A 26,626-nucleotide genomic window follows, 5' to 3' on the forward strand; every position below is an offset into this window, starting at 1 on the left:
CCCGTCCAAGTTTCATCAGGGACCCGATCCCGAACCGGGTCCTAAACTCGAACGGGCACCGATCCCCCCGGGACGGGGCCCGCTCTTTTTGTCCCACCGCGGCGGCTGATCAGGCCGCCAGCTGTCCGGAATCGTCGACCGGAATGGCGCTGCCGCCGGAAGCCGCAGATGACAGCGAATAGCCTGCGCCGTCGGACGAATCCGGGTTGGCCGGTGCCTCGCCGATGATCGCGGACGAGGACGGCTCCGCGGAACCTTCGACGAGTTCGATCCGGGGCGCGTCGGAGACGACGCCGCTCAGGTCCACGGCGACGCCAGTCGCCGCCGCCAGCAGCGCCTCGGGCGACCCGGCCTCGACGGCCTCGCCGCCTCGCGGATCCTCGGCCTCGCCGGCAGGCGTGGCCGGCGGCGCCTCGCCTGCCGCCACCTGGACCGGGCTGGTGCCGTCGGGAAGCTGCGCGACCCTGGTCACCGTCACCGTTCCCGAGCCCACTTCGAAGATGACGCTGACATCACCTGTCCTGTCGTTGACGTTGGCGCCATCGACGCTTTCCTGCTGGCTGAGCGAAAAGTCGCTGACGGCCAGCACATAATTGCCGGCCGGCAGATTGCCGATCTCGTCACCCGTATTGATCTGGGAGTTGCTGAAGGCACCCGCGGCCGGACCGTCATCATCATCGGTTGCGAGGAAGTCCGCATTGTCCAGACTGCCATCGTCGTTGAACAGGAAGATCTGCGGGTCGATGGTCGGCCCGTCTGTCGTCATGGTGATGCTGGTCGTCTGGCTCAGCGTGAAGAAGAAATAGGCGATCGAACCCGCCCCGCTCGCCAGAATGGTGCCGGTTGCGACTGCGGGCGTGCCGGGCGAGCCGACCGAGACCTCGCCGTCCTGACCGCCCGTGTTGCCGCCCGTGTTCTGTTGCTGTTGCTGCTCGTTTTCCTGCTGTTGCTGCTGGGTCTGCTGCTGCGTCTGTTGCTGTTGCTGCTGTGCCTGCTGGGACTGCTGCTGTTGCTGCTGGGTCTGCTGCTGCGCCTGATTGACCAGATTGGCGACCTGCTGGTTGCCGCCCTGCGCAGGCTGCTGGGTCTGCGGCTGGGTGGTCTGCGTCGTCTGGGCCGGGGCTGTCTCCGCAGCAGGTTCGCCATCCCCGGCATCAGCGTCCCCGGCCTCGCCGCCATCGCCTTCTTCACCTTCGCCCTCGGCTCCCTCGCCACCCTCATCCTCGGCGCCATCCTCGGCATCGCCGCCGCCATCGCCGTCGCCGTCGTTCGCCCCGTCGCGGCGCTGGGTCTCAACGTCCTGCTGGGCTTCGCCGCGGCGCACTTCCGGGGTCGGCGGCAGGAAATCCAGCGCGTTCTGGAACTTCTGGTTCACTTCCTGCGGATCGTAGATCCGCGGCGCGCCGGGCGCAGTGAACTGGCTGTTGGTTTCCGTGCCCTCATAGGCGTCGTTCAACAGCACGCCGCCCGCCTGGTTGAAGGCGAAGATGGAGCCGACATTGCCCTGATCGTCGGGGAGGTTGACCACTTCGGTGGTCTCCCCTTCCTGACCGCCCTGTCCGGTGACGTAGGTGCCGCGGATGCCGATGGTCAGCACGGGGGTCGAGACGGTCAGCGCGTCGTCGCCGGTCTTCGCCACCGCGCCGGAGACGAAGGAGAACGAGCCCTGCAGCACGTTGACGACCGCATTGCCGGTATTGGCCGAGGGATCGTAGACGAAGTCGTCGATCACCATGCGCGCGCTCTCGCCTATGGCGAAGGTGGTGCCATCGGCGAAACGCAGGCCCAGATTGCCGTCGCCCGAGGTTTCGATGACGTCGTCCTGATAGACAGGATCGCCGGCGTTCAGCTGCACGCGGCTGCCGTCGGTCCGGGTCGCGAAGACCGTGCCCTCGATGGATTCGACCGCGCCCACGGCCTCGCCGAGCGAACCGCCGGCCTGTGCGAGGCCGTCCGCGGCCGCACCCGCCAGCAGGGACGCCACATGGCCGGACACCTGCGCGCCGCCAAGGGTGTAGATGTCGGGGGGCGTCTCGCTGTCGAAGAAGCCGGTCAGCAGCACCTTCGCGCCGTCGACGCCGGTGAGTACGAGGTCGGGGCCCGAACGGGCATAGTCAGCGGTCAGAATGAACGCACCGCGGTTGACCACCACGGCGGACTGTCCCGACGCATCGACGATCTGGTCGAACGACTCAACGGAAGCGCCGGACTCGGCACTTCGGAAATCAATACTCCGGCTCATCTTTCACGCCCTCTCTGTCGGCAATCCCAGAGGAACCGCCGAACATCGACCCCGACATCTGTTTATCACAGTCGAGGTAAATGAAACATTCCCACGCCCCGATTCAGGACGAAAAACGCAACGAACATGGAGGTTTGGGGATCCGGAACGCCTTCCGGTAGAACAGGCGCGGCCGGGTTGCGCGTGACGCGGTCATTCCTGAGGGAAACGTCGTCAGCCGCCTGCGAAGGACGAGCCCCGGTCGCGCAGATAGAGACGGAGATTGTAGGCATCCATCGCCAGGCTGGCAGTCATCGTCGCGGCGGTATAGGCAATCCACCAGTGGAAGGCCTGCCAGCTTTCCGCACTGGCCAGCGCCGCGCTCAGATACGGGCAGAGTGCCAGCCAGGGGAGGTGAACGATGCTGGTGAGCCGGCTGAAGGGGTTTCGCCTGTGGATCTGCCCGGCCACCATCAGGGCCAGCAGATTGGTGGCCGCAACGATCCATCCGGCCGGCTGGTCGAAAAAGATCGCGGCGCCCACGAACTGCGGGATGTTGAGCGCCGCGCCCCACGGTCCCACCCAGCCGGCCTGGCGGGTGATGTCGCGGATCATCCGGAAGATGTCCGCGAACAGGAACATGCGCGGCGCTCTGTCGGGCTCAGCCGCCGGCGATCAGTTCGGCCTGCTTCACCAGCGCCTCGGCCTGCTTGATCGAGGCGATGTCGATCAGGCGGCCATCCAGGGCGACCGCGCCGCGGCCTTCCTTCTGGGCCTGCTCCATGGCCTCCAGGATGCGCTTCGCCTTGTTCACTTCCTTCTCGGAGGGCGTGAAGACCTCGTTGGCGCCGCCAATCTGGCTCGGATGGATGGCCCACTTGCCTTCGCAGCCGAGAATCGCCGACCGACGCGCCTGCGCCTTGTAGCCGTCCGGATCGGAGAAATCGCCGAACGGACCGTCGATCGGCCGCAGGCCGTTGGCGCGGGCGGCGACGACCATGCGGGCCACGGCGTAGTGCCACATGTCGCCCCAGTGATAGTCGCGGCTGCCGTCCTCGGCCGGATCGGTCAGCACGCCGTAATCCGGATTCGGGCCGCCGATCACGGTCGTGCGGGCCTTGGTCGAGGCGGCGTAGTCGGCAACGCCGAAATGCAGCGACTCGTTGCGCGGGCTGGCGGCCGCGATCTCGTCGACATTGGCCATGCCCAGCGCGGTCTCGATGATCATCTCGAAGCCGATGCGCTTCTTGCGGCCGACGGCGGTCTCGATCTGGGTGACCAGCATGTCGAGGGCGTAGATGTCGGAAGCGGTGCCGGCCTTCGGGATCATGATCAGATCCAGCCGCTCGCCGCCCTGCTCCATCACGTCAACAACATCGCGGTACATGTAGTGGGTGTCGAGGCCGTTGATCCGGAGCGACATGGTCTTGTTGCCCCAGTCGATGTCGTTCAGCGCCTCGATGATGTTCTTGCGGGCCTGCGGCTTGTCGTCGGGCGCCACGGCGTCTTCGAGATCCAGAAAGATGACGTCGGCGTCGGACTTCGCCGCCTTCTCGAACATCTTCGGCGACGAGCCGGGTACGGCCAGTTCGCAACGGTTGAGGCGCGGCGTGGTCTGTTCGACGATCTTGAAGCTCATGGCATTCCCCCTGTCATTCAGTTGATCCGGCTATAGCCGCTGGCTCACCGGCGGGCAAGCGGGTGCACGTCCTCCACCAGCCGCGTCAGCGTCTCGTCCTGGACGTGGGTGTAGATCTGCGTCGTTGCGATGTCGGCATGGCCCAGCAGCTTCTGCAGCGCGCGCAGATCGGCGCCGCCGGCCAGCAGATGGGTGGCGAAGGCGTGCCGCAGCACGTGCGGCGAGACCCGTCCGGGCGGGATACCGGCGGCCACGGCGAGCTTCTTCAGCTCGAGCGCGAAATGCTGGCGTGTCAGATATCCTGCCTTCCCGCGCGACGGAAACAGATGCGGCGACGGCGCCCCTTTCGTCAGGAATCGGCCGCGAACGGCCAGATAGTCCTCCATCGCCGCCAGCGCCTCGGGACTGAGCGGGGCCAGGCGCTCCCTGCCCCCCTTGCCGCGGACCATCAGAAACCGCTGATCCCCGCGCACCGGCGGAAACGGCAGGGTCAGCAGTTCGCTGACGCGGAGCCCGGCGGCGTAGAGCATCTCGATCAGGCAGAGCATTCTCAGGCCGCGCGCGCTGCCATCCTCGCGCGCCGCGTCGAGCAACGCGCCGATCTCGTCGATGCCCAGCACCTTCGGCAGGGGCCGTCCCCGTTTCGGCGCGTCGAGCGCAGCCGCCGGATCGTCTGCACGCAGGCGCTCGTTGAACAGGAAGCGATAGAAGCGGCGCACGGCTGAAAGCTTGCGCGCCTGGGTCGATGCGGCGAGCCCGTCGCGCGACAGCGACGCGAGCCAGGCGCGGAGCTTGTCGCTGTCCGCGTCCCCGAGGCCGGTGCCCTTGCCGGCCAGCCAGCCGGCGGCGTCCTGCAGGTCGCGGCGATACGCGGCAACGGTGTTCGCCGCCGCGTTCCGCTCGGCGGTCATCATGTCGAGAAAGAGCGCGATCAGTCGGGCGTCTGACCCGCTGCCGGTCGGTCCCTGCTCAGCCACCGTTGCCGATGAAGGCTTCGACCGCCAGACGGCGGGCGGCGTCCTCCAGTCCCATCCGGCGCAGCGCGCCGACGACGGTGGAAACCGTTGAGACATCCAGCCCGGCCGGGCCGTCCGTTCCGGTCAGCGCCAGCGCCGCCTGCACGCCTTCGCCCAGCTGTCCGCCGCCCGAAGCCATGACCAGTTGCCGCCAGAGCGCCGGATCGCGCGCCGGTGTTTCGGAGGGAACAGGCGCGGCGAGCAGGTTCCGCCAGACATCTGGGCCGGCCGGCGTACCCAGTGCGTCCAGAAGCATGAGGGCGAGAAGCGCCCGCTGCCGGTCCGCCGGCTCGGCCGCCGCGGCCGCCATGGCTTCCAGTGCCGCATCGTCGACGGCCTCGAAGCCTGCGATCTGTGCGAGCGGTGCGGTTGCGGCGGCTGCGGCGCGCAGTTCCGGATCGCCGGCCGCGGCAGCCCGGTTCATGGCCGTCAGCCAGCTTCGCGCACCGCGTTCGTCGTCCAGCAGCAGGTGCATGCGGAAGGCTTCGGGCGCGAGGAAGGTGGTGCCGGATTGCGGCTCGAGCTGCCTGAGAAGTCCGGATGCGAAGGCGGCGGCAAGCTGGTGGTCGCCCGATTCCGACGCCCGGGCCCAAAGCGTCCGCAGCGCCTCGGCGCGCGTCACCGTGCTGTCCGCGGACATGGCGGCGACGACCGGGTCGCGGAACTCGCCGCCGGCCGGGCCGGCCTTTCCGCCGAACAGGAACATCACCACGGAAGGTGACAGACCGGCCTGCCGCGCAGCGCGGACGCCGGCGGCGATGCGGCCGTCGGCGTCGATCCCCGGCGCCGTGGCCAGCATGCGGGCGACATGCGGCGGCAGCTGTTCGGCGTTCTTCAGGACCGCGGATTCCAGCGCCGACAGCATGGCGGCGTGCAGCACGCCGGTCTCGGGCGAGGCGGTGAATGTCAGCGGACGCTTGTCGGTCAGCGCATCGGCCAGCCGGGCGAACGCGTCATCGCTCTGCCCGGTCTCCGCCAGCACGGCCCGCATCACCTCCGCCGATTCCCGCTGACCTGACAGCAGGTCGCAGAAGACAGAGGCCCGCTGCCAGAACCCCCGAGCGCCCTGGACGATCTGCCCCTGCACAGTGTCGCAGGCGCGTTCGGTCTCGTTCTGGGCGAACAGGGCCCGGGCGAGCGGCTCGGCCACCGCCTGCGAATCGATGCCGCCACCGGCCGCTTCGGCCAGCGCGATCGCACCCTCGGCGTCGCCAAGCCGGACCAGCGCGTCCATGCGGGCGGCAAGAAGGACGTTGTCATCGACGGCGCCCGGCGCAATCTCGCCGGTCGACAGCAACAGACGGCGGGCCAGATCGCGCGCAGCTGCGGACCGGTAGTGGCCGGGCATCCGCTGGAGAAGCAGCGCCACCGTCTCCCGGTCGGATCCCGACCAGAGGCTCGCAGGCAGGCCGCCGTCGCGTTCGGTCAGAACGCCCGCAGCGACCCGGCCGGGCGCCTCGAGGCGGTTGACCTCGATGTCGCCGAAGCGGCGCGGCTGCTCGGGTTGCGGCTCCTGCACCTGGGGCCGGAGAATGCGCGGTCCCTGATTCTGTGCGCCCGCCACTACCGGCAGGGCGCACAGCAGCGCCGCCAGGGCCGCCGCGAGGCGGCTATTTCTCGAAATTTTCATCCGGCAGGACCTTGCGGACTTCATGTGTCGGAGCGGGGATGTCCGTCACGGCGACGAAGGCGACGCCACCGGCGACCAGCAGGACGATGATGGCGATCATGACGAGGAGTATGCGACGCATTTTGTGCTAGATGTTTCCCTTGGGCCGTCATCGGTCTAGACGTTATGGCCCTTGGCTGTTCGCCGACCGGCTACCGGGCCGGGCGTAAGGACCAGTTTTTGTTGTTTGCCAGGCCGTCAGCATATCGACGCCGGCCGCGCGCCGCAATTGCAGCGGCGCCAATAGAGTGGAGGAAACGGTACCGGTCATGCCGGTTCAAGCCGCGCAGAACAGCCGGGACGCTGATCCGGAACGGTCGATCGTGCTGGTCGGACTGATGGGGGCGGGCAAGAGCACCGTTGGACGTCGGCTGGCGCAGCGCCTCGGCCGGCGGTTCGTGGACGCCGACGACGAGATCGAACGCGCCGCGGGCATGACCATACCCGAGATTTTCGAAACCTATGGCGAGCAGCATTTCCGCGACGGCGAGCGCCGAGTGATCTCCCGGCTGATGGCCGACAGCGGCATCGTGATCGCCACCGGCGGCGGCGCCTTCATGAACGAGGCCACGCGCGCGCTGATCCGCGGCCACGCCCTGTCGGTCTGGCTGAAGGCGGATCTGGACACGCTGGTCCGCCGATGCGCCAAGCGCACAGACCGTCCGCTGCTGAAGGGCGGCGACGCGGCAACGACACTGCAACAACTGATGGACGCACGTTATCCGGTCTACGCCGAGGCGGACTACACCGTGGAGAGCGGCGTCGATTCGCACGATCAGGTCGTCGACCGGATCATGGAAGTCCTGGGAGTGACGGACAAATGAACCGGACGGTTCGTGTCGGGCTGGGCGAGCGCAGCTACGACATCCTCATCGGCGCCGATCTGCTGGCGGCGGCCGGCAGGCACATGCGGACGGTGCTGACGCGGCCCCGCGTGGCCGTCGTGACCGACGAGAACGTCGCGGCCAAGCATCTGGAACTGTTCCGGAGCGGGTGCGCCACCGCGAATATCCAGTGTTCGGAGATCGTCCTGCCGCCCGGCGAAGCGACGAAGAGCTTCGTCCAACTGGAGAGGCTCACCGGCGCGCTGATCGACGCGAAGGTCGGGCGTGACGACATGGTGGTGGCGCTGGGCGGCGGGGTGATCGGCGACCTCGCGGGCTTCGCCGCATCCGTCCTGCGCCGGGGCGTCGATTTCATCCAGGTGCCGACCACGCTGCTGTCCCAGGTGGACAGCTCGGTCGGCGGCAAGACGGCGATCAACGTGCCCCAGGGCAAGAACCTGATCGGCGCCTTCCATCAGCCCCGGCTGGTGCTGGCCGACGTCGCCGCGCTGGACACGCTGCCGCCGCGCGAGGTGCTGGCCGGCTATGCCGAGGTGGTCAAGTACGGCCTGCTGGGCGACCAGCCCTTCTTCGAGTGGCTGGAGGCCAATGGCCGGGCCGTGATCGACGGCGACCGCGCGGCGCGCATCGAGGCGGTGGCGCGAAGCTGCGAGGCCAAGGCCCGGATCGTTGCCGCCGACGAGCATGAGAACGGCGTCCGGGCACTGCTCAATCTCGGCCACACCTTCGGCCATGCGCTGGAGGCGGAGGCCGGCTATGACGGTTCGCTGTTGCATGGCGAAGCCGTCGCCATCGGCATGATGCAGGCCTTCGAGATGTCCGTCCGGCTGGGCCTCTGCCCCGGACAGGATGCGGAGCGCGTCCGGCGGCATTTCCGCGCCGTCGGCCTGCCGACCGTACCCGCCGACCGCGGTCTCGCCGGCGTCCCGGCGGAGCGGCTGCTGGATCACATGGCCCAGGACAAGAAAGTCCGCGACGGCCGGCTCACCTTCATAATGGCGCGGCGGATCGGGGAAGCGTTCGTTACCCGGGACATCGCCGCCGCCGACGTACTCGACTATCTATCCGGCAAGGCTGCCTGACCCATGGAATGGACCCTCATCATCTCCCTCGGCGCGATTCTGCTTCTGCTCGTGCTGTCGGCGTTCTTCTCCGGCTCCGAGACCGCACTGACCGCGGCATCGCGGGCCCGGATGCATCATCTGGAGCGGCTCGGCAACAAGCGGGCGGCGAAAGTCAGCCAGCTGGTCGAGCAACAGGAGCGGCTGATCGGCTCGATCCTGCTCGGCAACAACCTGGTCAACATCCTGGCGTCCTCGCTGGCTACGACGGTGCTGATCGCCCTGGTCGGCGACGCCGCCGTCGCCATCGCCACCCTGGTGATGACGCTGCTGGTGCTGATCTTCGCCGAGGTGCTGCCCAAGACTTTCGCCATCCGCAATCCCGACCGTATGGCGCTGGCCGTCGCGCCGATCATCGGCTTTCTGGTTCCGGTGCTGTCGCCTGCGGTGAACGCCATCCAGGCCGTCGTCCGCACGACGCTGAAGATCTTCGGCGCCTACGACACGCCGGCCAACGACATCTCGGTCGAGGACGAACTGAAGGGCACGATCGAGCTGCATGCCCGCGACGGGACCGTGCGCAAGACCGCGAAGGACATGCTCGGCTCGATCCTGGAACTGGACGATGTCGACCTGTCCGAGGTGATGCAGCACCGCCGCCGTGTGGTCATGCTGAATGCCGACGATCCGCCCGAGCAGATCGTCGCCAGCGCGCTCGCCAGCAGCCACACCCGCATCCCGCTTTTCCGCGGCGAACGCGAGGAGGTGATCGGCATCCTGCACGCCAAGGATCTGGCCCGCGAACTGGCCCGAAACGGCGGCGATGCGGCCCGCATCGACGTCGAGGAGGTCGCCCGCGAGCCCTGGTTCGTGCCGGAGACGACGACCTTGCGCGAACAGCTCAACGCCTTCCGCCGCCGCCAGGCCCATTTCGCGCTGGTCATCGACGAGTATGGCGACCTGCAGGGCATCGTCACGCTCGAGGACATCCTGGAGGAAATCGTCGGCGACATCTCCGACGAGTTCGACACGGCGACGCCGGGCATCAAGGCGCTGCCGGACGGCTCCTTCGAGGTCGAGGGGTCGGTCACGATCCGCGACCTGAACCGGCGCTTCGACTGGCACCTGCCGGACGAGGAAGCCGCGACCGTTGCCGGCCTGGTCGTCTACGAGGCCCAGACCCTGCCCGATCCGGGACAGATCTTCCGCTTCCACAGCTTCACTTTCGAGGTGCTGGAGCGGCGGCGGAACCGGATCAACCGGCTGAAGATCACGCCGCCGGAACCGCAGAAATAGCCATCGGCGCATGACCGCCGAACTGTTCGCGATCATCGCGCCCGTCTTCCTGATCGCCGGGATCGGGCTGGCATGGGGACGGCTGAAGCTGCCCTTCGATACCGCGACGGTGACCGCCATCGCGACCAATGTCGGCACGCCGGCGCTGATCCTGTCGACCCTGGCGCAACTGGAGGTGACGCCCGGCGCCTTCGTCGAGATGCTGGGCGCGACCGCGTTGACGCTCGCCGGATTCGCGGGTGTCGGCCTGCTGGTGCTGAAGGCCCTCGGCATGTCGGCCCGCGCCTTCCTGACCCCGGTGATGATGGCGAATGCGGGCAATATGGGTTTGCCGCTCTGCCTGTTCGCCTTCGGACAGGAAGGCCTGTCGCTGGCCATCGCCGCCTTCGCGGTCATCGCCGGCTATCACTTCACCATCGGCATCGCGACCGTGTCCGGCCGCTCTCGCTCAGGGCGATCGCACGCACACCCGTCATTCATGCGAGCATTGCCGGCGGCCTGCTGCTGGTTGCCGGGATCGAGTTGCCCGGGTGGATCGGGAACACGCTGAACGTGCTGGGCGGCATCGCCATCCCGCTGATGCTGATTGCACTCGGGGTTTCACTGGCTTCGCTGGAAGCCCGCAGCCTGCGCGAAGGAGCCATCGTTGCGGCGCTGAGACTGTTCGGCGGCGTCGGGGTCGGGCTGGCCGTGGCAGAACTGCTGGGGTTGGAAGGTGCGGCCCGCGGCGTGGTCATCATCCAGTCGGCGATGCCGGTCGCTGTCTTCAACTACCTGTTCGCGGCGACCTACGAACAGCGTCCCGGCGCCGTCGCCGGTTCGGTGCTCATCTCGACCGCGGTGTCGTTCCTAAGCCTGCCGCTTCTGCTTCTCGTCGCGCTCGGCCGGCTCTGAACCGACGGCGGCGATGGCGCCCGGCAAGCGGCGTGCCGACCCGACGGCATCGGCCACCGCCGCGCTTTCCGGCACGACCGGCGTCGCGCCGCCGGTGTTGTTCAGCACCTCGTCCAGCTTGACGCCGAAGATGTGCCGCTCGGAATCGATGGCATTGTCGATGACGTCCTCCAGCCCCGGCACCGGCCCGCCGCGGATCAGCGGCTGCCGGATCTGCAGGTTGAGCGCCAGCATCAGGTCGTAGAGCGTGAGGTCCCGGGTCTCCCGCGCGATCACCCAGCGGTGGCGGCGGGTTTCCTTGACGAAGCCGGCGTCCTCCAGCAGCGCCATGATGTCTTCCAGAACCGAAGGGGATGCCTTGATACGGTGCATCAGTGCCGTGGGACGCACGTCCTCGCCCTTCGGATGCGCCTGCTTCAGCAGTCTCAGCGCTTCGATGGCCAGCGCCAGCCGGCCCGCGCGCGGTGCCCGGGTCACCATGACGCCCGCATTGCCGCGCCATTCCGGCAGCGCCGCAACGATGCCGGCCCCGCCCAGGGTGATGATCCAGGAGAGGTAGATCCAGAGCAGCAGGATCGGCAGCACCGAAATGGCGCCATAGATCGCCTGGTAGGTCGGGAACATCGTGATGTAGAGCCCGAAGAGCGACTTCAGCGCCTCGAACAGGAAGGCTGCGATGCCGGCGCCGATCAGCGCGTCCTGCAGGCGCACGCGGCGGTAGGGCATCACCGTGTAGAGCACGCAGTAGCCGGCCAGCCCGAGCAGGAAGGGCACCACCCGCCCCACGAATTTGAGCGCGGCGCTGATTTCCTGCCCGCCGGTCTGAGCCATGGCGAAGACGGTGCTGGTGATGGAGATGCTGACCAGGAACAGCACAGGACCGAGGGTCAGCAGGGCCCAGAACGCCAGCAGGCGCATGGCGATCGGCCGCTGCCGCCTGACCAGGAAGATCCGGTTCAGCGCCCGTTCGATGGTCAGCAGCAGCATGACGGACGTGACGCCGAGGAAGATCGTGCCGATGGCCGAGAGTTGCCCCGCATTGCCTCGGAAGGTGCCGAGATACTCGCGCAGGGTCTCCCCGGCATGGGGCACGAAATTGCCGAAGATGAAACTTTCCAGCTCGCCTTCCATGGCGCTGAACTGCGGCACGGCCGAGATGATCAGGAAGCTGATCGTCATCAGCGGCACCAGCGCCAGCAGCGAGGTGAAGGTCAGCGACGCGGCGACCTCCGTCAGACGATGCTCGACGAAACTCTTGCCCACGAAGCGGCCGAGCGACGCCAGATCGCGCAGCCTCGCGCGGGCCAATCGCATGGCCTTTTCACGGTCCACCGCTTATAACCTCCTGCAAAAGCGCCGGGCGCGGGTACGAGACTTGCGCAGTCCATACGCCTTTGGCAAAGCGTTAGTTCTGCAATATAGGACGAAACGGTCCGGACGCAGCGTCCAACCGGGGGAGTACGCATGAGTGACACGAGCGGGCTGATGGCCGGCAAGAAGGGCCTGATCATGGGCGTCGCCAATGACCGGTCGATCGCCTGGGGCATCGCGAAGGCCGCTTCCGACGCCGGCGCCGAACTGGGCTTCACCTTCCAGGGCGACGCGCTGAAGAAGCGTGTGGTGCCGCTGGCGGAGTCCATCGGCAGCGACATCATCCTGCCGTGCGACGTGACCGACCACGATTCCATGAAGGCGGTGTTCGACGAGGTCGGCAGCCGCTGGGGCAAGCTCGACTTCCTGGTTCATGCCATCGCCTATGCCGACAAGGAGCAACTGAAGGGCCGCTATGTCGACACCACGGTCGACAATTTCCGCCACTCGATGAACATCTCCTGCTTCTCCTTCACGGCCCTGTCGAAGCTGGCCGAACCGCTGATGAGCGACGGCGGCAGCCTGCTGACCCTGACCTACTACGGCGCCGAGCGGGTGATGCCGCACTACAACGTCATGGGCGTCGCCAAGGCCGCGCTGGAAGCGAGCGTGCGCTATCTGGCCGTCGATCTCGGTCAGAAGGGGATTCGCGTCAACGCGCTGTCCGCCGGCCCGATCAAGACGCTGGCCGCCTCCGGGATCGGCGATTTCCGCTACATCCTGAAGTGGAACGAGTTGAACTCGCCGCTGCGCCGGAACGTGACCATCCAGCAGGTCGGCAATTCCGCACTCTATCTGCTCAGCGATCTCGGCGAGGGTGTTACCGGCGAGGTGCTGCATGTCGATTCCGGCTACCACGTGATCGGCATGAAGGCGGCCGACGCACCGGACATCGGCGCGATCTAGACCGGTTCACGGGCCGTGTCGCACAACAGTTTCGGTCATCTGTTTCGGGTCACGACCTGGGGCGAGAGTCACGGCCCCGCCATCGGCTGCACGGTGGACGGCTGCCCGTCGCTGATCCCGCTCGACGAAGCCGCGATCCAGACCTTCCTGGACCGCCGCAAACCCGGCCAGAGCCGGTTCACCACCCAGCGCAAGGAACCGGATCAGGTCCGGATCATGTCGGGCGTGTTCGAGGGGAAGACGACCGGCACGCCGATCCAGCTGATGATCGAGAACGTCGATCAGCGCTCGAAGGACTATTCCGACATCAAGGACAAGTTCCGGCCCGGCCACGCCGACTATGTCTACGAGAAGAAATACGGCATCCGCGACTATCGCGGCGGCGGGCGATCGTCGGCGCGGGAGACCGCCAGCCGGGTGGCCGCGGGCGCCGTGGCGCGCGGGATTCTCGGCGACGGCATCAGAATCCGCGGCGCGCTGGTTCAGGTCGGCGAGATCGCCATCGACCGCGCCGCCTGGGACTGGGACGTGGTCGACCGCAACCCCTTCTGGTGTCCCGATCCGCAGACGGCCAGCCGCTGGGAAGATTATCTCGACGGCATCCGCAAGAAGGGCAGTTCCGTCGGCGCGGTCATCGAGGTTGTCGCCGAAGGCGTGCCCGCGGGTCTGGGTGCGCCGATCTATGGCAAGCTGGATTCTGACCTGGCCCAGGCGATGATGACCATCAATGCGGTCAAGGGCGTCGAGATCGGCGAGGGCTTCAACGCCGCCGCTCTGACCGGCGAGGCCAATGCCGACGAGATGCGCATGGGCGCGGACGGCCCCGAGTTCCTGTCGAACCATGCCGGCGGCATTCTGGGCGGCATCACGACCGGGCAGAACATCGTCTGCCGCTTCGCGGTCAAGCCCACCTCGTCCATTCTGCAGCCACGCGCCACGGTTGACCGCCATGGCAACGATACCGAAATCGTCACCAAGGGGCGCCACGATCCCTGCGTCGGTATCCGTGCGGTGCCGGTCGGGGAGGCCATGATGGCCTGCGTCCTGGCCGATCACCTGCTGCGCGCCCGCGCGGTGAGACACGAGGACCGGACACCATTCTGAGAGCCCTGCGCATCATCTGGTTCGCGCTGAAGTACTTCGCGCTGCTGGTCGGTTTCGGCTTCATCGCCCTGGTGCTTCTGCTGATCTTCGCCGCGCCCTGGGACCGCGATCCCGACGTGCCGTCGACGGCGGCGCTGGACCTCAGCTTCGAGGAGCGGCTGGAGGAAAAGCCGGCGAGCGGACGTTTGCTCAGCCTGGTCCGCGGCAAGGGCCTGTCGCTCTATCGGATGAGCGAAGTGATCCGGCGCGCCGCGGGCGACGAACGCATCCAGGCCCTGATGATCGATCTGTCGGCAGCCGAGATTCCCCATGCCCATGCCGAGCAACTGGCCCAGGCCATGCGGGTCTGGCGGGCCGCGGGCAAGGCGTCCTACGCCTTCTCGACAAACTGGGACCTGAGCCGGTACCGGCTCGCGGCGGCCTTCGACGAGATCTGGATGCCGGCCGCGGGTGATTTCTCGGTCGGCGGCGTGGCGATGCAGATGCCCTACGCCGGCGAGCTGGCCGAAGATCTGGGCATCGAACCGCAACTGGAGCGCCGCAAGCGCTTCAAGTCCGCCGCCGACGTCATCGCGGAAGAGGAGATGTCGCCCGAGCTGCGCGTGGCGCTGACACAGTTCGTCGACGATGTCCGCCGCGCCGCGCTGGAGGAGATCGTCGATCTCCGCCCGGCGCTCGGATCGCCCGAGGCGCTCGAGGCCGCGTTGCAGAAGGCCTTCTGGTCTCCCGAAATCGCGCTGGAGCTGGGACTGATCGACCGGCTGGCCCACCGGGCGGTGCTCACCGAACTGCTCGACATGGCCCATGTGAGCGCCGCCGAATACCTGCCCGTGGCGCTGGACAGGGCCGACGCCGGCGGCCGGCGGGTGGCGCTGATCGCCGCCAGCGGCGAGATCGGCGACGGCTACGCCAGTCCGCTCGAGACCGGCCGGATCGCCGCGGTCTCGCTTGTCGAAACGCTGCGCTTTGCCGCCGAGGATGACGAGATCGACGCCATCCTGCTGCGGGTCGACAGCCCCGGCGGCGGCTATGCGCCCTCCGACGCCATCGCCCAGACCATCGCTGCCATCGAGAAGCCCGTGGTCGTCTCCATGGGATCGGTCGCCGGCTCGGGCGGCTACATGATCGCCATGACCGCGGACCGCATCGTGGCCCACCCCTCGACCATCACCGGGTCGATCGGCGTCATCGGCGGCAAGGTGGTCGTCGAGGAGCTGCTGGCCGACAACGGCATCCGCATCGAGACAGTGCAGAGCGGCCGCAATGCGACCATCAACTCGCCGCTCACGGGCTACAGCGAGGAACAGCGCGCCCTTCTCGCACGCCGGATCGACGCGATCTACGACGCCTTCACGGGGGCCGTGGCCGAGAACCGCAAGCTGACCGCGGCGCAGGTGGAAGCGGCGGCGCAGGGCCGGATCTGGACCGGCCGCCAGGCGCTCGGTCTCGGTCTCGTCGACCGGACCGGCGGCATCGATGCGGCGCTCGCGGAACTGGCGCTGCTGCTGGACGAACCATCGGCCGACAGGTTGTCAGTCGTCGAATACCCGAGAACTCTCGACCGCGCAGCGCCTGCTGCATGCCGCCGATTTCGGCGTGCTGCAGGCCGAGACGCTGCTGGGCTGGTCGGACCCGCTGGGCAGGGCCATCGAACGCCTCGAGGCGCAGCGCGGGATTCGCGCCCGGATGCCCGCGTTCCGCCTCGACTAGGAGCCGCGCCGCCGGATTCGGGCCTTAACCCGATCTTCAGCCCTGCCGCCTACCCTTGCGGCATGTCCAGTGCCCCGAATCTCGAAGTCCTGATCGCGAACAGCCCCGAGGAGCGGGAGGAGATCTACCGCTTCCGCTATCGCGTGCTCGCGTCCGGTGGCCAGCGAAGCTTCGCCAGCGCCGACGCCGCGGCAGGCACACTCACGGACCCCGCCGACAAGGTCGGCATGGCGGTCTATCTGAAGTCCGGCGGCAAGATCGCCGCCGCGCTGCGCGTCATCGTCGCCCCGCTGTCGAAGCTGCCTGCCTATATCCGCGAACGCTACGGCCTCGATCCCTTCTTCGAGTTGCCGGATCTGACGGTCTCGCTCACCGACTATCTGGTGGTCGACACGAAGCTGGTCGACGCGAAGGCCGCCAGCCTGCTGATGACGGCGGCCTACAAGATCGCCTGCGCCAAGGGCAGCGCCTTCGACTTCACCAATGCCGGCACCGGCGAGGTGGCCGTGTTCGAACGGCTGGGCTACCGACGCTACGCTTCCAATTTCCAGGATGCTGACTTCGGCTTCCGCGTGCCGATGGTGCTGCCGACCGGCGATGTCGAGCATCTGGCACGGGTGAGTTCACCCTTCCATCGGGTTCGCGGCAACGCGCAGCCGGATTCCGAACGGGTCAACTGGTTCCGCCGCACCTTCGCCGATGCCTGTGACGCCGTTCAGCCCGCGGCGATGGATGAGGAGGCGCTGTGGAGCTTCCTCACACGGCGTCTCGACCAGACCCCGCACCACAGCATCCCGCTGCTGTTCGCGCTGGACCACAAGGACGCCATGCGCTTCCTGAAGCTGGCGACCGTGATCAACTGCGATGCGGGCGAGCACATCGTCAACAAGGGCGATATCGGCAACGAGATGTTCGTCATCCTGCGCGGCTCGGTCGAGGTTTCCGACAACGGGCTCGTGCTCTCGCGTTTCGGCAAGGGCGGCATCTTCGGCGAGATGGCCTACCTGAACCAGGAACCCCGCGCCGCCGACGTCATCGCACGGGAGCCAACCGAGGTGCTGGTCGTGACCCAGGACACGATGAAAGCCTCCATGGCGAAGATGCCCGAGGTCGCCTGCCGGGTGCTGTTCAACCTGTCGCTGATCCTCACCGAACGGCTGAAGATGACCTCCGGCAAGCTGGTCGCCGCCCGGAACGCCGACGCGGCCTGATCCACGACCCGTTCAGAACCCGTGAAACAGCATGTCGAGCGCGTTCGAGATGTCGGCAAAATGATCTGTCAGATCCGCGATCTCTTCGCCGAGTTCCGATTTGCGGACAGGTGATAGCATCTGGACCGCGAGGACGAACTCCCGAGCTCCGACAACGAATCGCGGATGGAGACGGCCGACGGGAAACACCTGCTCCGAACTTGCGATCAATGGCGCAACCACGACCGTGTCCATGCGCCGAATATGGTCGGATTGAAGAACGAGAACAGGCCATGGACTTCCGGACAGCCGGTAGACAGCGTATTGCCGCATCAGAACGGGCGGTGCTTTTCCAGTGGCAGTCCGTTCTTCTCGACCCAGTCGTTCCAGGAGTCGATCGCCGCCGCATTCTCCTCCCGCCATTGACGGGCAAGCGGGATCGCGGCGCGGATCTCGTCCGCGGACCGGCCGATGACGCGAACGCCGGCGGCGCGCGCCTCCCGGATCAGATCGGGATCCAGATCGGGATCGACACCGCGCCGCTTGTCGTCGGGCATGCTTCCTACTTCCCGCCGTGCAGGCCGACGATGGCGATGGACGACACGTTCTGGTGCGGGAAGCCGCCCAGGTTGTGGGTCAGGCCGACGGTGGGGTTGTCCAGCTGCCGGGCGCCGGCACGGCCGAGCATCTGGTTGTACATCTCGTAGAGCATCCTGAGCCCTGACGCGCCGATCGGGTGGCCGAAGCACTTCAGCCCGCCGTCGATCTGCGCCGGCACGCCGCCATCCGCATCGAAGAAGCCGTCCAGGAAGTCCTTCCAGGCTTCGCCTTCCTTCGAGATGTAGAGGTCTTCCGCCGTCACCAGCTCGGTGATCGAGAAGCAGTCATGGCATTCGAACATCGAGACCTGCTCGCGCGGGTTGGTGATGCCGGCTTCCTCGTAGGCGCGTTTCGCCGCGTGGCGGGTGGTCATGAAGTAGCTGCCATCCCAGCTGTTGTGGGTAGCTTCCAGACCGTTCGAGACCGCAAGCTGGAGCGCCTTCACCGTCACCATGTCCTTGCTGGCCGAGCTTCTTCGCGATCTCGGTGGTGCAGACGATGGCGGCCGCGGAGCCGTCCGAGACGCCGCAGCAGTCATAGAGGCCCAGCGGCTCGGCGATCATCGGGGCATTGAGAACGGTGTCGGTGTCGACGGCCTTCTGCAGGTGGGCCTTCGGGTTCTTGGCGCCGTTGGCGTGGCTCTTCACCGACACCTGGGCCATGGCGCGCTTCAGATCGTCGTCGGAGACGCCGTGCTTCTTCTTGTAGGCGGTGGCGAGCTGCGCGAAGGAGCCCGGCGCCGAGGCGTTGGCCCAGGTCATCGCAGAGACCGCGCCGGCCATGTTCTGCGGCAGGCCGCCATAGCCGGTGTCCTTCAGCTTCTCGACGCCGACGGCCAGCGCGATGTCGGCCGCGCCGGAGGCGACGGCGTAGACCGCGCCGCGGAAGGCTTCGGTGCCGGAGGCGCAGTAGTTCTCCACGCGGGTGACCGGGATGTAGGGCAGTCGCAGCGCCACCGCGAGCGGGACCGCGGACTTGCCGACATGGATCTCCTCGATGGCGGTGGAGAACCACGCGGCGTCGATCTGGTTGGTCTCGATGCCCGCATCAGCGAGACACTCTTCATATGCCTCGATCATCAGATCCTCGGCGTCGCAGTCCCAGCGCTCGCCGAACTTCGAACAGCCCATGCCCAGAATGGCGACCTTGTCCCGGATACCCGTCGGCATGTTCTCTCTCCCCGATGCCAGATGGACCTGAATGCGAAAATTGGTTCGCATGTGTACCATATCAAGCGGCCTCTCCGGAAGATGCCGCCACGCGGGACCGTCCCCGTTAGCCCGGCAATTCGCCCGCCAGCAGCCAGCGACGGGCAATCCCGATGTCTGTGAACCCACGGATACGTCCGTCGGCAATACGTTGCAGGGCCTGGTTCGCGGACCCGAACACGTCATAGCCCTCGGGAAGACTGTCCAGTTCGGCGGTGACGACCGCCTCGCGCTGCAGGCCCCCGGCCAGGATGCGGGGCACCACATCGTCGGTGAGATAGGCTTCGGCCTCGAAGAAGCTCTGCGAGAGATAGCGGAGATCGGCCAGCCAGAGCGTGTAGCCGTCATGCTCGATGGCCGCAGCCATGGTCTCGAGTACCGCCTTGAAGTTCCCGATCGGGCCATAGGCGCCGAACCACGAGTCCGACACCAACCCCATCTGCTTGTTGTGAGCGACGATGGCGTAAATCAGACCGTCGGCATTCCGGAAAGTCTTCAGTTCCGTCAGTTCGAACCTGTCGACGATATCCGTCTGGATCTTCCTGATCGCAACCATTTTCCGGTCTGCCCCCCCATTTCCGGCCTTCCGCGTCAGCGTAATGCCCCGGGGCTCGGGCAACTAGCCTGCCCTGACGATCTCTTCTTCGACATCGGTCAGCTTGTCCTTGCCGAAGAACATCTCGTCGCCGACGAAAAAGGTCGGGCTGCCGAAGTTGCCGCGGTCGACCGAGGCCTGGGTGTTGTCCATCAGCTTCTGCTTGATCGCCGGATCCTGGACGCCCTGCACGATGGCCTCGCCGTCCAGGCCGGCCGCATTCAGTTCGCCGGCGACGACCTCTGGGTCGTCCATCTTCAGGGACTTCTCCCACATGCCGCGGAAGACGGCTTCGACATAGCCGGCCATGACGCCGGCGCGATCGGCGACCAGCGCGCCGCGCATGATCAGCACGGTGTTGACGGGGAAATTCTCGTTCCAGCGGAAGCCCACGATGCGGTGCTTCTCGATGAAGCGGCGCATCTCGATCTGGCCGTATTCGGACTTGTTGAGGACGCCCTTGTTCCACTCCATGGGCGACTTGTTGTTGGTCAGCTTGAAGACACCGCCCAGCAGAACCGGAACGTAATCGAAGACCGCACCTGTGCGCTTCTCGATCTCCGGGATCACCCGGTGGCTGAGATAGGCGTTCGGACTTCCGAAATCGAAGTGAAACTCGACCTTCGCCATGATATGCCTCCCCTGCTGGCCCCGCCCGATCTTGCGCGGCTGTCCGGCACTTTCAACCGCGGGAGGCGGCGATGCAACTCATCGACACGATGGACAAGCTGGAAGCGATCTACGGCGAGATCGAGCTTCGCTCGAAGGCCAAGGAAGCCGATCACCTGATCCCCGAATACGCCGCCTTCATCGATCGCTCGCCCTTCTGCATGCTGGCGACGGTCGGGCCGGAGGGCGTTGACGTCTCGCCGCGCGGCGACCCGCCGGGCGAGTTCGTCCGTATCGCCGACCCGAAGACGCTGCACCTGCCGGACCGGCGCGGCAACAACCGGGCGGATTCGCTGCGGAACATTGTCCGCGACCCGCGCGCCTCGATGATCTTCATGATCCCCGGCATCGGCGAGACGCTCCGGATCAACGGCACCGCCGATCTGGTGGTGGACCCGGAACTGCTGGAGCGCTACGCGATCCACGGCAAGCTGCCGCGCTGCGTCGTCCGGCTGCATGTCGAGACGGTCTATTTCCAGTGCCAGAAGGCGCTGGCGCGTTCGAAGCTCTGGGACCCGGCCAGCCGGGTGCCGCGCGACGAGGTGCCGACGGCGGGGCAGATGCTGCAGGCGCTGATCAAGTCCGCGCCGTTCGACGGCGCCGAGTACGACCGGAACTATCCGGACCACATGGCGAAGACGATTTACTGATCGACGTCAGCCAACCACGTCACCCCGGCCTTGAGCCGGGGTCCGGAGCGGCTTCGCCGCCAGGCCTTTTTTTGACCGGATGCCGGCTCGGGAGCCGGCATGACGCAGGAGTGAACCCTCAAGCTACCCCCTCAGTTGCAGACCCAGGATCTTCTCCAGATCGGTGAGCGCCTGATCGGCGGACACGACCTTGATGGTCTGCATGCCGAGCGCTTTCGCCGGCTTCAGGTTGATGCCGAGATCGTCGAGATAGACCGCATCCGACGGCGCGATGCCGAGTTCGTCGCAGGCATGCTGGTAGATCTTCGGATCCGGCTTGCGCAGCTTCAGCTTCGAGCTTTCGACCACCAGTTCCATCCGCGCCATCACCTTCGCGACCTCGTCCGCGGTCTTGCTGTCGGCGGAGATGCCGGGGCCATGGCCCGCACGGACATTGTTGGTGATAACGGCGCAGCGGAATCCGGCGGCGAGTATCCGGTCCAGCGCTTCCACCATCTCGGGCCGTACGGTACCGCCCAGCAGCGCGACGATGTCCTTGCCGCGGACCTCATGCCCCTTGGCTGAGGACTCGGCGGCGAAGGCCCCGTCGAACTCGTCGATGGAAATCTCGGAACGCTCGAAACGCGCCCAGGCGTTGGTGTCCGGGTTGGTGGCGTTGATGCCGCGGATGAAGTCCTTCGGCAGGCCCCGCGACGCCTCGAACTCGGTGAAGCGGTCGAAGGGGCTGGTCGTGAACACGCCCCCGAAGTCCCAGATCACGGCCTTGACGCTCAATTCTCGCTCTCCCCTTCGACGGGCTCGGCGAGAAAATGCCGGCCCTGCTGATCCTCCACCTCGACCACCCAGAGATCCGGGTCGGTCGACACGCGGCGGCGAATATAGTCATCCGCCGCCGTCTCCGATACCGGCTCCGGGCCGGTCGCGCGCATCCACATCCGCTCGCCGTCCATGCCGTAGCCGGGCGACAGAACCATCGTCATCCGGCCCGGCCGCTCGACCTTCAGCAGCACGCTGCCGGCCTCTTCCGACCCGCGCCGGGCCAGATAGGCGAAACCGCCCTGCAGCCTGACCGTCCTCATGTAGGCGGAGACCCAGATCTCGGCTTTCAGTCGGTGCGTCATGCTTCTCCCTCGCATGGACAGGGCGGCGGACGGGCGTCATGCTTGGCGGACACAAGGGTTTAACCGTGTCCTGCGGGGGAGGAAAGCATGGCCGATACAGCGTGGAAGAGCGCGGTCGATCTCGTATCGGAGATCGCCAGCGGCAAGACCAGTTCCGAAGCGGTGCTCGACACCTGCCTGGAGCGGATCGAGGCCCACAACGGCGCCATCAATGCCGTCGTTGCGCTGGACGCAGACGCGGCACGGGCGAGGGCGAGGGCGGCCGACGAGGCGGCGGCGCGCGGCGAGAGCTGGGGCCCGCTGCACGGCCTGCCGATGACGGTGAAGGACACGTTCGAAGTGGTCGGCATGGCCTGCACTGCCGGCGCACCGGAACTGGCCGAGCACCGGCCGAACCGGCACGCCACGTCCGTCGAGCGGCTGATCGAGGCCGGCGCCATCGTCTACGGAAAGACCAACACGCCGATCTGGGCCGGCGACCTGCAGACCTACAACGACGTCTTCGGCACGACCAACAACCCCTGGGACACATCCCGTGCGCCTGGCGGATCGTCGGGCGGATCGGCGGCGGCCGTGGCGAGCGGCTTCAGTGCGCTGGAGCTCGGTTCCGACATCGGCGGCTCGATCCGCAACCCGGCCCATTTCTGCGGCGTCGCGGGTCACAAGCCGAGCTTCGGCATCGTGCCGATCCGGGGCCACATTCCCGGACCGCCCGGCCATCTGACCGGCGCGGATATCGGCGTCGCCGGGCCGCTGGCGCGCACGGTCGCCGATCTGGAACTGGCGCTGGACGTGATGGCAGGCCCGGACGAATTCGACGGCCCCGGCTGGCGGCTGGATCTGGCCGGCCCCCGCCACGAGGCGCTGAAGGACTACCGCGTCGCGGTCTGGGCAGATGATCCCGCCTGCGAGACCGACACCGAGATCGCCGATCTGATCACCGCAGCGGGACAGCGGCTGGCCGAACAGGGCGCACGGGTGAGCGACACCGCAAGGCCGGTCATCGACATGACCGAAAGCCACGAGATCTACTACATGCTGCTGGCCGCAGAACTCGGCGGCGGCCTGCCTGAAGGATTGCGCGAACGGCTGCGGAAGGCGCCGCCTGCCGAGGACGACAGGAGCCATCACGCGATCTTCTCCCGCGGCGCGGTGATCGACCATGCCGGCTGGCAGGTCTGGAACGAGAAGCGGGCACAGCTTCGCGAGGCCTGGCGGCAGTTCTTCGGCGACTGGGACGTGCTGCTCTGCCCGGTCATGCCCCGCGCCGCGATCCCGCACGATCAGTCCCGGGACTTCCAGGGCCGCACCGTCGAGATCAACGGCAAGACGCGCGACTATGTCGACATGATCATCTGGTGCGGCATGACCTGCGGCGTCTACCTGCCCGCGACCGTCATCCCCATCGGCCAGACCAGCGAGGGCCTGCCGGTCGGCATGCAGATCGTCGCCAATTTCCTGGAGGACCGGACCGCGCTGCACGTCGCCAGGCAACTGGAACAGCTGCTGGGCGGTTTCACGCCGCCGCCCATGTTCCGTTGAGGATCGCCGTCCTCGGCGGCGGGCACGGCGCCTACGCCGCCGCCGCGGACCTGGCCGAGAAAGGCCACGAGACCGTGCTGTGGCGGCGCGACGCCGCGGCGCTGAAGCCGGTCCTCGACGCCGGCTCGATCCAACTGACCGACGCGGAGGGCACACGGGACGTGGCCGTGGCCGCAACCGCGGAAATCGGTAAGGCGGTTTCCGGCGCCGGGATGATCCTGATGCCGGGACCGGCGCAGGCGCAGGCCGACATCGCCGCCGCGATGGCGCCGCACCTGTCCGACGGCCAGGCGATCCTCTTGCCGCCCGGCAGTTTCGGGACGTTTCTGGTCTCGGAGACAGTCAGGTCCCGCGGTTGCCGCGCCGCGCTGGTGCTGGGGGAGAGCGGCACCCTGCCCTATCTGACCCGGAAGCAGGGCGAACGGCAGGTCGCCATCGTCACCCGGGCGACCCGACTGCCGACCGGGGTCTACCCCTATGACCGGGCCAATGACGGCTTCGGGATCTTCGAGGCCGCCTATCCGGCCATAGAGCGGCTGACCGACGGGTTGGACGGCGCTCTGATGAATGCGGGACCGATCATCCATCCACCGCTGATCCTGATGAATGCGGGGCCGATCCAGCATTTCGACCACTGGGACATCCACAACGAGGGCACCCAGCCGGCCATCCGGTCCGTTACCGACGCGCTGGACGCCGAACGCATCGCCGTGCGCGAGGCCTTCGGATACGGCGCGCCGCATTTCCCGCTGACCGATCACTACGATCCCGAGCGTGAGGAATGGATGTACGGTCAGGCCGCCCATGACCGGCTGGTGGTCAGCAACAAGTGGCGGGAGCGGCTGGACCTGCACCGTCACCGCTACATGCGCGAGGATGTGCAGATCGGTCTCAGCCTGATCGTCTCGGCCGCGCCGCCGGCGTTGCCACGCCGGTCGCCGTCGGGCTGCTGTCCATCGCCGGCGCGATCCTTGGCGAGGACCTGTATGCGACCGGCCGGACCTTCGAGAGCCTCGGGCTTTCGGGCCTGAGCGTCGCCGAGATCCGCCGTCTGATGCAGGAAGGCCGGGCGTGAACCGCGTCGCGCTCTACGGGGCCGGCCGCATGGGCCGCGGGCTGGCGCACGTCTTCGCCTGGGCGGGCTGGCAGGTCACTCTGATCGACGGAAAGGACCGTCCGGCCGCAGAAGCGGAGGCGCTGCTGGGCGATGCGGCAACGTCGGTCCGGGAGACGCTGTCGCTGATGCTGGAACTGGGCGGCCATGACGCAGCTCTGCTGGAAGCCATGGCCGGCCGTATTCGGACCTGCGCCAGAAGCGGAATGGCTGAACCGCTCGCCGTGGCCGATCTTGTCATGGAAGGCGCGCCCGAGACCGCCGGAGCCAAGGCGGATGCACTGGCCGAGATCGCCCGGGCCGCGCCCGATGCGATCGTCGCCTCCACCACATCGACCATGCTGTCGAGCGAACTGGCCGGCCATGTCCGCCGGCCGGAGCGCTTTCTGAACGCCCACTGGCTCAATCCGGCCTATCTGATCCCGCTCGTCGAGGTCAGCCCGCATGACGGCACCGACGAGGCCGTGACGGCGACGGTGATGGGCTGGCTCGAGGAGATGGGCAAGCAACCGGTGCGCTGCGCCCCGTCGCCCGGCTTCATCGTCCCCCGGATACAGGCGCTGGCCATGAACGAGGCCGCCCGGATGGTCGAGGAGGGCGTCGCCTCGGCCGAGGACATCGACCGGGCCATCCGTACCGGTTTCGGCGTCCGCTTCGCCGTTCTGGGGCTTCTCGAGTTCATCGACTGGGGCGGCGGCGACATTCTCTATCACGCCAGCCGCTACATGGCCGGCGCCACGGGCGAGGACCGCTTCAGGGCGCCGGAGATCGTCGACCGGATGATGGCCGAAGGCCGGATCGGCATGGATGCGGGCGAGGGATTCTACGACTTCCGGAACCGGGACGTCGGCGCCTACCGGCGCGAGCGGCTGGAGGCCTTCCACGGTCTGCTCCGGCACAGGGGTCTGATCGCGCCCCCGAAGGCCTGAGTTTACGGTTTCTGAACCAAATCCGGGTGAAACTGGCGTCTCCGCACGGGCGTCTGGACGGCGTCCTCCGATTGTCGACGCCGAGGAACGTCACGTTGAAGTATGTCGATCTGAGCGTGCTGAAGATCCTGGTCGTCGACGACAATCGGCACATGCGGGCGCTGCTGATGCAGATCCTGCGCTCGATCGGCGTGCGTGACGTGGCGGCGGCCGAGGACGGCGCCTCGGCCTTCCAGCAACTCAAGGGATCGCGTTTCGACATCGTGCTGATCGATCATCAAATGGCGCCGATTACAGGAACGGAGTTCACCAAGCTGGTGCGGACCAGCGACGACAGCCCGAACCCGTTCGTGCCGATCCTGATGATCACCGGCTACGCGGACAAGCGCACCATCGTCAACGCGACCAATGCCGGCGTGAACGACATCATCGTCAAGCCGGTATCCGCGCGCATCGTGCTGAACAGGATCGCCGAGGTGATCCTGCACCCGAAGAATTTCGTCCGGCTCGAGAACTATTTCGGGCCGGACCGCCGCGACAGCGGCGGCATCGTCCCCGGCGGCGGCATCGGCATCGACCTGATGGCGAACCTGCGCTTCGACACCGGCGAACGCCGCCGGATCGGGGACCGCGAAGAGGCCGAGTCCTTCCCGCCTGCCTCGCCCGACGCGGACGGCCAGCGGGATGAGAACGACAATCCGCCAGAACTGGAGCAGGCGGTATGAGAGAAGACGTTTTCAACCTTCACGGTCTTTGCGCCCTGATCGTCGACGACAACGCCGCCATGCGGAACCTGATGCTGCGGATACTGCGGAGCCTCGGCGCCGACCGCATCCTGCAGGCCGGCAGCGGCCGCGAGGCCATGCTCCTGATCCGGGACGAAAGCCCTGACTTCATCACGCTGGATCACCGCATGGAAGGCATGGACGGTGTCAGCGTCGCCAAGATGATCCGGACCTCGGAGGACTCGCCCAATCCCTACCTGCCGATCCTGATGGTCACCGGCTATGCCGAGCCGCATGTGGTCACCGGCGCAAGGGATGCCGGGGTGAACGAGTTCATCGCCAAACCGGTATCTGTCGAGATGGTGGCGGGGCGCCTGGCGAACATGATCTCCAGTGCGCGGCCCTATGTGAAATCGGGCGACTATTTCGGTCCCGACCGGCGCAGGCGCAAGAATCCGCCCGCCGACTGCCCGCGCCGCCGCGCCTCCGACCCGGCCGCAAACGCGGACAGCCGGGACGAAGGCCTCGCGATGGTCGACTGAAGCCCGGGG

The 26,626-nt window shown here is 67.2% G+C and carries 26 protein-coding genes and 2 pseudogenes; 14 read left to right on the forward strand and 14 right to left on the reverse strand.

Annotated elements, in window-relative coordinates:
- Nucleotides 1–109 precede the first annotated feature (109 nt).
- From ACMVY4_RS00955 to ACMVY4_RS00980, 6 genes are all read right to left on the reverse strand, one after another.
- Nucleotides 110–2,242, reverse strand: coding sequence for a DVUA0089 family protein (locus ACMVY4_RS00955; protein WP_416898341.1), 2,133 nt, complete (start codon nucleotides 2,240–2,242; stop codon nucleotides 110–112).
- 213 nt (nucleotides 2,243–2,455) lie between these two features.
- Nucleotides 2,456–2,863 (reverse strand): hypothetical protein, encoded by a 408-nt coding sequence (locus tag ACMVY4_RS00960; protein ID WP_416898342.1) that lies wholly within the window; start codon nucleotides 2,861–2,863, stop codon nucleotides 2,456–2,458.
- A gap of 19 nt (nucleotides 2,864–2,882) precedes the next feature.
- On the reverse strand, nucleotides 2,883–3,860 hold the full coding sequence (locus ACMVY4_RS00965; protein WP_416898343.1) for an HpcH/HpaI aldolase/citrate lyase family protein: 978 nt from the start codon (nucleotides 3,858–3,860) through the stop codon (nucleotides 2,883–2,885).
- A gap of 44 nt (nucleotides 3,861–3,904) precedes the next feature.
- Nucleotides 3,905–4,837 carry a site-specific tyrosine recombinase XerD gene (locus ACMVY4_RS00970; RefSeq protein ID WP_416898344.1) on the reverse strand — a complete coding sequence of 311 codons (933 nt, stop codon included), beginning with the start codon at nucleotides 4,835–4,837 and terminating at the stop codon, nucleotides 3,905–3,907.
- Nucleotides 4,830–6,506 carry a hypothetical protein gene (locus tag ACMVY4_RS00975; RefSeq protein WP_416898345.1) on the reverse strand — a complete coding sequence of 559 codons (1,677 nt, stop codon included), beginning with the start codon at nucleotides 6,504–6,506 and terminating at the stop codon, nucleotides 4,830–4,832. The genes ACMVY4_RS00970 and ACMVY4_RS00975 overlap by 8 nt, the downstream gene beginning before the upstream one ends.
- Nucleotides 6,487–6,627, reverse strand: coding sequence for a hypothetical protein (locus tag ACMVY4_RS00980; RefSeq protein WP_416898346.1), 141 nt, complete (start codon nucleotides 6,625–6,627; stop codon nucleotides 6,487–6,489). Before ACMVY4_RS00980 ends, ACMVY4_RS00975 begins: the two co-directional genes overlap by 20 nt.
- A gap of 187 nt (nucleotides 6,628–6,814) precedes the next feature.
- Between ACMVY4_RS00980 and ACMVY4_RS00985 the strand changes: the two genes are divergently transcribed.
- Genes ACMVY4_RS00985 through ACMVY4_RS01005 form a run of 5 tightly spaced genes read left to right on the forward strand, consistent with a single transcriptional unit; the run spans nucleotide 6,815 to nucleotide 10,641 of the window.
- Nucleotides 6,815–7,369, forward strand: coding sequence for a shikimate kinase (locus tag ACMVY4_RS00985; protein ID WP_416898347.1), 555 nt, complete (start codon nucleotides 6,815–6,817; stop codon nucleotides 7,367–7,369).
- Nucleotides 7,366–8,472, forward strand: a complete 1,107-nt coding sequence (gene aroB, locus ACMVY4_RS00990) for a 3-dehydroquinate synthase (RefSeq protein WP_416898348.1) — start codon at nucleotides 7,366–7,368, stop codon at nucleotides 8,470–8,472. Before ACMVY4_RS00985 ends, aroB begins: the two co-directional genes overlap by 4 nt.
- A 3-nt stretch (nucleotides 8,473–8,475) precedes the next feature.
- A complete protein-coding gene (locus ACMVY4_RS00995) occupies nucleotides 8,476–9,747 on the forward strand; it encodes an HlyC/CorC family transporter (protein ID WP_416898349.1) in 1,272 nt (423 codons plus the stop codon).
- A 10-nt stretch (nucleotides 9,748–9,757) separates the two neighbouring features.
- Nucleotides 9,758–10,297, forward strand: a complete 540-nt coding sequence (locus tag ACMVY4_RS01000; RefSeq protein ID WP_416900391.1) for an AEC family transporter — start codon at nucleotides 9,758–9,760, stop codon at nucleotides 10,295–10,297.
- Nucleotides 10,234–10,641 carry an AEC family transporter gene (locus ACMVY4_RS01005; protein ID WP_416900384.1) on the forward strand — a complete coding sequence of 136 codons (408 nt, stop codon included), beginning with the start codon at nucleotides 10,234–10,236 and terminating at the stop codon, nucleotides 10,639–10,641. The genes ACMVY4_RS01000 and ACMVY4_RS01005 overlap by 64 nt, the downstream gene beginning before the upstream one ends.
- Here ACMVY4_RS01005 and ACMVY4_RS01010 read toward each other — a convergent pair.
- A complete protein-coding gene (locus ACMVY4_RS01010; RefSeq protein ID WP_416898350.1) occupies nucleotides 10,597–11,955 on the reverse strand; it encodes a YihY family inner membrane protein in 1,359 nt (452 codons plus the stop codon). The genes ACMVY4_RS01005 and ACMVY4_RS01010 overlap by 45 nt on opposite strands.
- A 150-nt stretch (nucleotides 11,956–12,105) precedes the next feature.
- Between ACMVY4_RS01010 and fabI the strand changes: the two genes are divergently transcribed.
- The 3 genes from fabI to sppA all read left to right on the forward strand — a co-directional run bounded on the left by fabI (nucleotide 12,106) and on the right by sppA (nucleotide 16,943).
- Complete coding sequence (gene fabI, locus ACMVY4_RS01015) at nucleotides 12,106–12,918, forward strand: enoyl-ACP reductase FabI (protein WP_416898351.1); 813 nt, start codon at nucleotides 12,106–12,108, stop codon at nucleotides 12,916–12,918.
- 15 nt (nucleotides 12,919–12,933) lie between these two features.
- On the forward strand, nucleotides 12,934–14,022 hold the full coding sequence (gene aroC, locus ACMVY4_RS01020) for a chorismate synthase (RefSeq protein WP_416898352.1): 1,089 nt from the start codon (nucleotides 12,934–12,936) through the stop codon (nucleotides 14,020–14,022).
- A gap of 71 nt (nucleotides 14,023–14,093) precedes the next feature.
- The gene (gene sppA / locus ACMVY4_RS01025) at nucleotides 14,094–16,943 is read left to right on the forward strand and encodes a signal peptide peptidase SppA (RefSeq protein WP_416898353.1); all 2,850 of its coding nucleotides are present in this window, start codon (nucleotides 14,094–14,096) and stop codon (nucleotides 16,941–16,943) included.
- 12 nt (nucleotides 16,944–16,955) lie between these two features.
- Here sppA and ACMVY4_RS01030 read toward each other — a convergent pair whose 3' ends face one another.
- The 5 genes and pseudogenes from ACMVY4_RS01030 to ACMVY4_RS01050 all read right to left on the reverse strand — a co-directional run bounded on the left by ACMVY4_RS01030 (nucleotide 16,956) and on the right by ACMVY4_RS01050 (nucleotide 19,958).
- Nucleotides 16,956–17,345, reverse strand: coding sequence for a CcdB family protein (locus ACMVY4_RS01030; RefSeq protein ID WP_416898354.1), 390 nt, complete (start codon nucleotides 17,343–17,345; stop codon nucleotides 16,956–16,958).
- Entirely contained in the window at nucleotides 17,255–17,479 is a 225-nt protein-coding gene (locus ACMVY4_RS01035) for a type II toxin-antitoxin system CcdA family antitoxin (protein WP_416898355.1), read from the reverse strand. Before ACMVY4_RS01035 ends, ACMVY4_RS01030 begins: the two co-directional genes overlap by 91 nt.
- Before the next feature lie 5 nt (nucleotides 17,480–17,484).
- A pseudogene (locus ACMVY4_RS01040) lies at nucleotides 17,485–18,691 on the reverse strand (acetyl-CoA acetyltransferase).
- Between the two features lie 106 nt (nucleotides 18,692–18,797).
- On the reverse strand, nucleotides 18,798–19,286 hold the full coding sequence (locus ACMVY4_RS01045) for a hypothetical protein (protein ID WP_416898356.1): 489 nt from the start codon (nucleotides 19,284–19,286) through the stop codon (nucleotides 18,798–18,800).
- A gap of 63 nt (nucleotides 19,287–19,349) precedes the next feature.
- Nucleotides 19,350–19,958 (reverse strand): 2-hydroxychromene-2-carboxylate isomerase, encoded by a 609-nt coding sequence (locus tag ACMVY4_RS01050; protein ID WP_416900385.1) that lies wholly within the window; start codon nucleotides 19,956–19,958, stop codon nucleotides 19,350–19,352.
- 68 nt (nucleotides 19,959–20,026) lie between these two features.
- Here ACMVY4_RS01050 and ACMVY4_RS01055 point away from each other — a divergent pair, with 68 nt between their 5' ends.
- Nucleotides 20,027–20,644 carry a pyridoxamine 5'-phosphate oxidase family protein gene (locus ACMVY4_RS01055; RefSeq protein WP_416898357.1) on the forward strand — a complete coding sequence of 206 codons (618 nt, stop codon included), beginning with the start codon at nucleotides 20,027–20,029 and terminating at the stop codon, nucleotides 20,642–20,644.
- A gap of 123 nt (nucleotides 20,645–20,767) precedes the next feature.
- On the opposite strand, the gene ACMVY4_RS01060 is transcribed toward ACMVY4_RS01055, so the two are convergent.
- Nucleotides 20,768–21,418, reverse strand: coding sequence for an HAD-IA family hydrolase (locus ACMVY4_RS01060; RefSeq protein ID WP_416898358.1), 651 nt, complete (start codon nucleotides 21,416–21,418; stop codon nucleotides 20,768–20,770).
- Nucleotides 21,415–21,765 (reverse strand): DUF1491 family protein, encoded by a 351-nt coding sequence (locus ACMVY4_RS01065; RefSeq protein ID WP_416898359.1) that lies wholly within the window; start codon nucleotides 21,763–21,765, stop codon nucleotides 21,415–21,417. The genes ACMVY4_RS01060 and ACMVY4_RS01065 overlap by 4 nt, the downstream gene beginning before the upstream one ends.
- Before the next feature lie 87 nt (nucleotides 21,766–21,852).
- On the opposite strand from ACMVY4_RS01065, the gene ACMVY4_RS01070 reads away from it, so the two are divergent.
- From ACMVY4_RS01070 to ACMVY4_RS01090, 5 genes and pseudogenes are all read left to right on the forward strand, one after another.
- Nucleotides 21,853–23,307, forward strand: a complete 1,455-nt coding sequence (locus ACMVY4_RS01070) for an amidase (RefSeq protein WP_416898360.1) — start codon at nucleotides 21,853–21,855, stop codon at nucleotides 23,305–23,307.
- Nucleotides 23,304–24,382, forward strand: a pseudogene (locus tag ACMVY4_RS01075) (NAD/NADP octopine/nopaline dehydrogenase family protein). The gene ACMVY4_RS01070 and the pseudogene ACMVY4_RS01075 overlap by 4 nt, the downstream one beginning before the upstream one ends.
- Nucleotides 24,379–25,350 carry a 3-hydroxybutyryl-CoA dehydrogenase gene (locus ACMVY4_RS01080; RefSeq protein ID WP_416898361.1) on the forward strand — a complete coding sequence of 324 codons (972 nt, stop codon included), beginning with the start codon at nucleotides 24,379–24,381 and terminating at the stop codon, nucleotides 25,348–25,350. Before ACMVY4_RS01075 ends, ACMVY4_RS01080 begins: the two are co-directional and overlap by 4 nt.
- A 26-nt stretch (nucleotides 25,351–25,376) precedes the next feature.
- Nucleotides 25,377–26,075, forward strand: coding sequence for a response regulator (locus tag ACMVY4_RS01085; protein ID WP_416898362.1), 699 nt, complete (start codon nucleotides 25,377–25,379; stop codon nucleotides 26,073–26,075).
- Nucleotides 26,072–26,617 carry a response regulator gene (locus tag ACMVY4_RS01090; protein ID WP_416898363.1) on the forward strand — a complete coding sequence of 182 codons (546 nt, stop codon included), beginning with the start codon at nucleotides 26,072–26,074 and terminating at the stop codon, nucleotides 26,615–26,617. The genes ACMVY4_RS01085 and ACMVY4_RS01090 overlap by 4 nt, the downstream gene beginning before the upstream one ends.
- Nucleotides 26,618–26,626: the final 9 nt, after the last annotated feature.

Source organism: Minwuia sp. (assembly GCF_048007105.1).
Lineage (GTDB): Bacteria > Pseudomonadota > Alphaproteobacteria > Minwuiales > Minwuiaceae > Minwuia.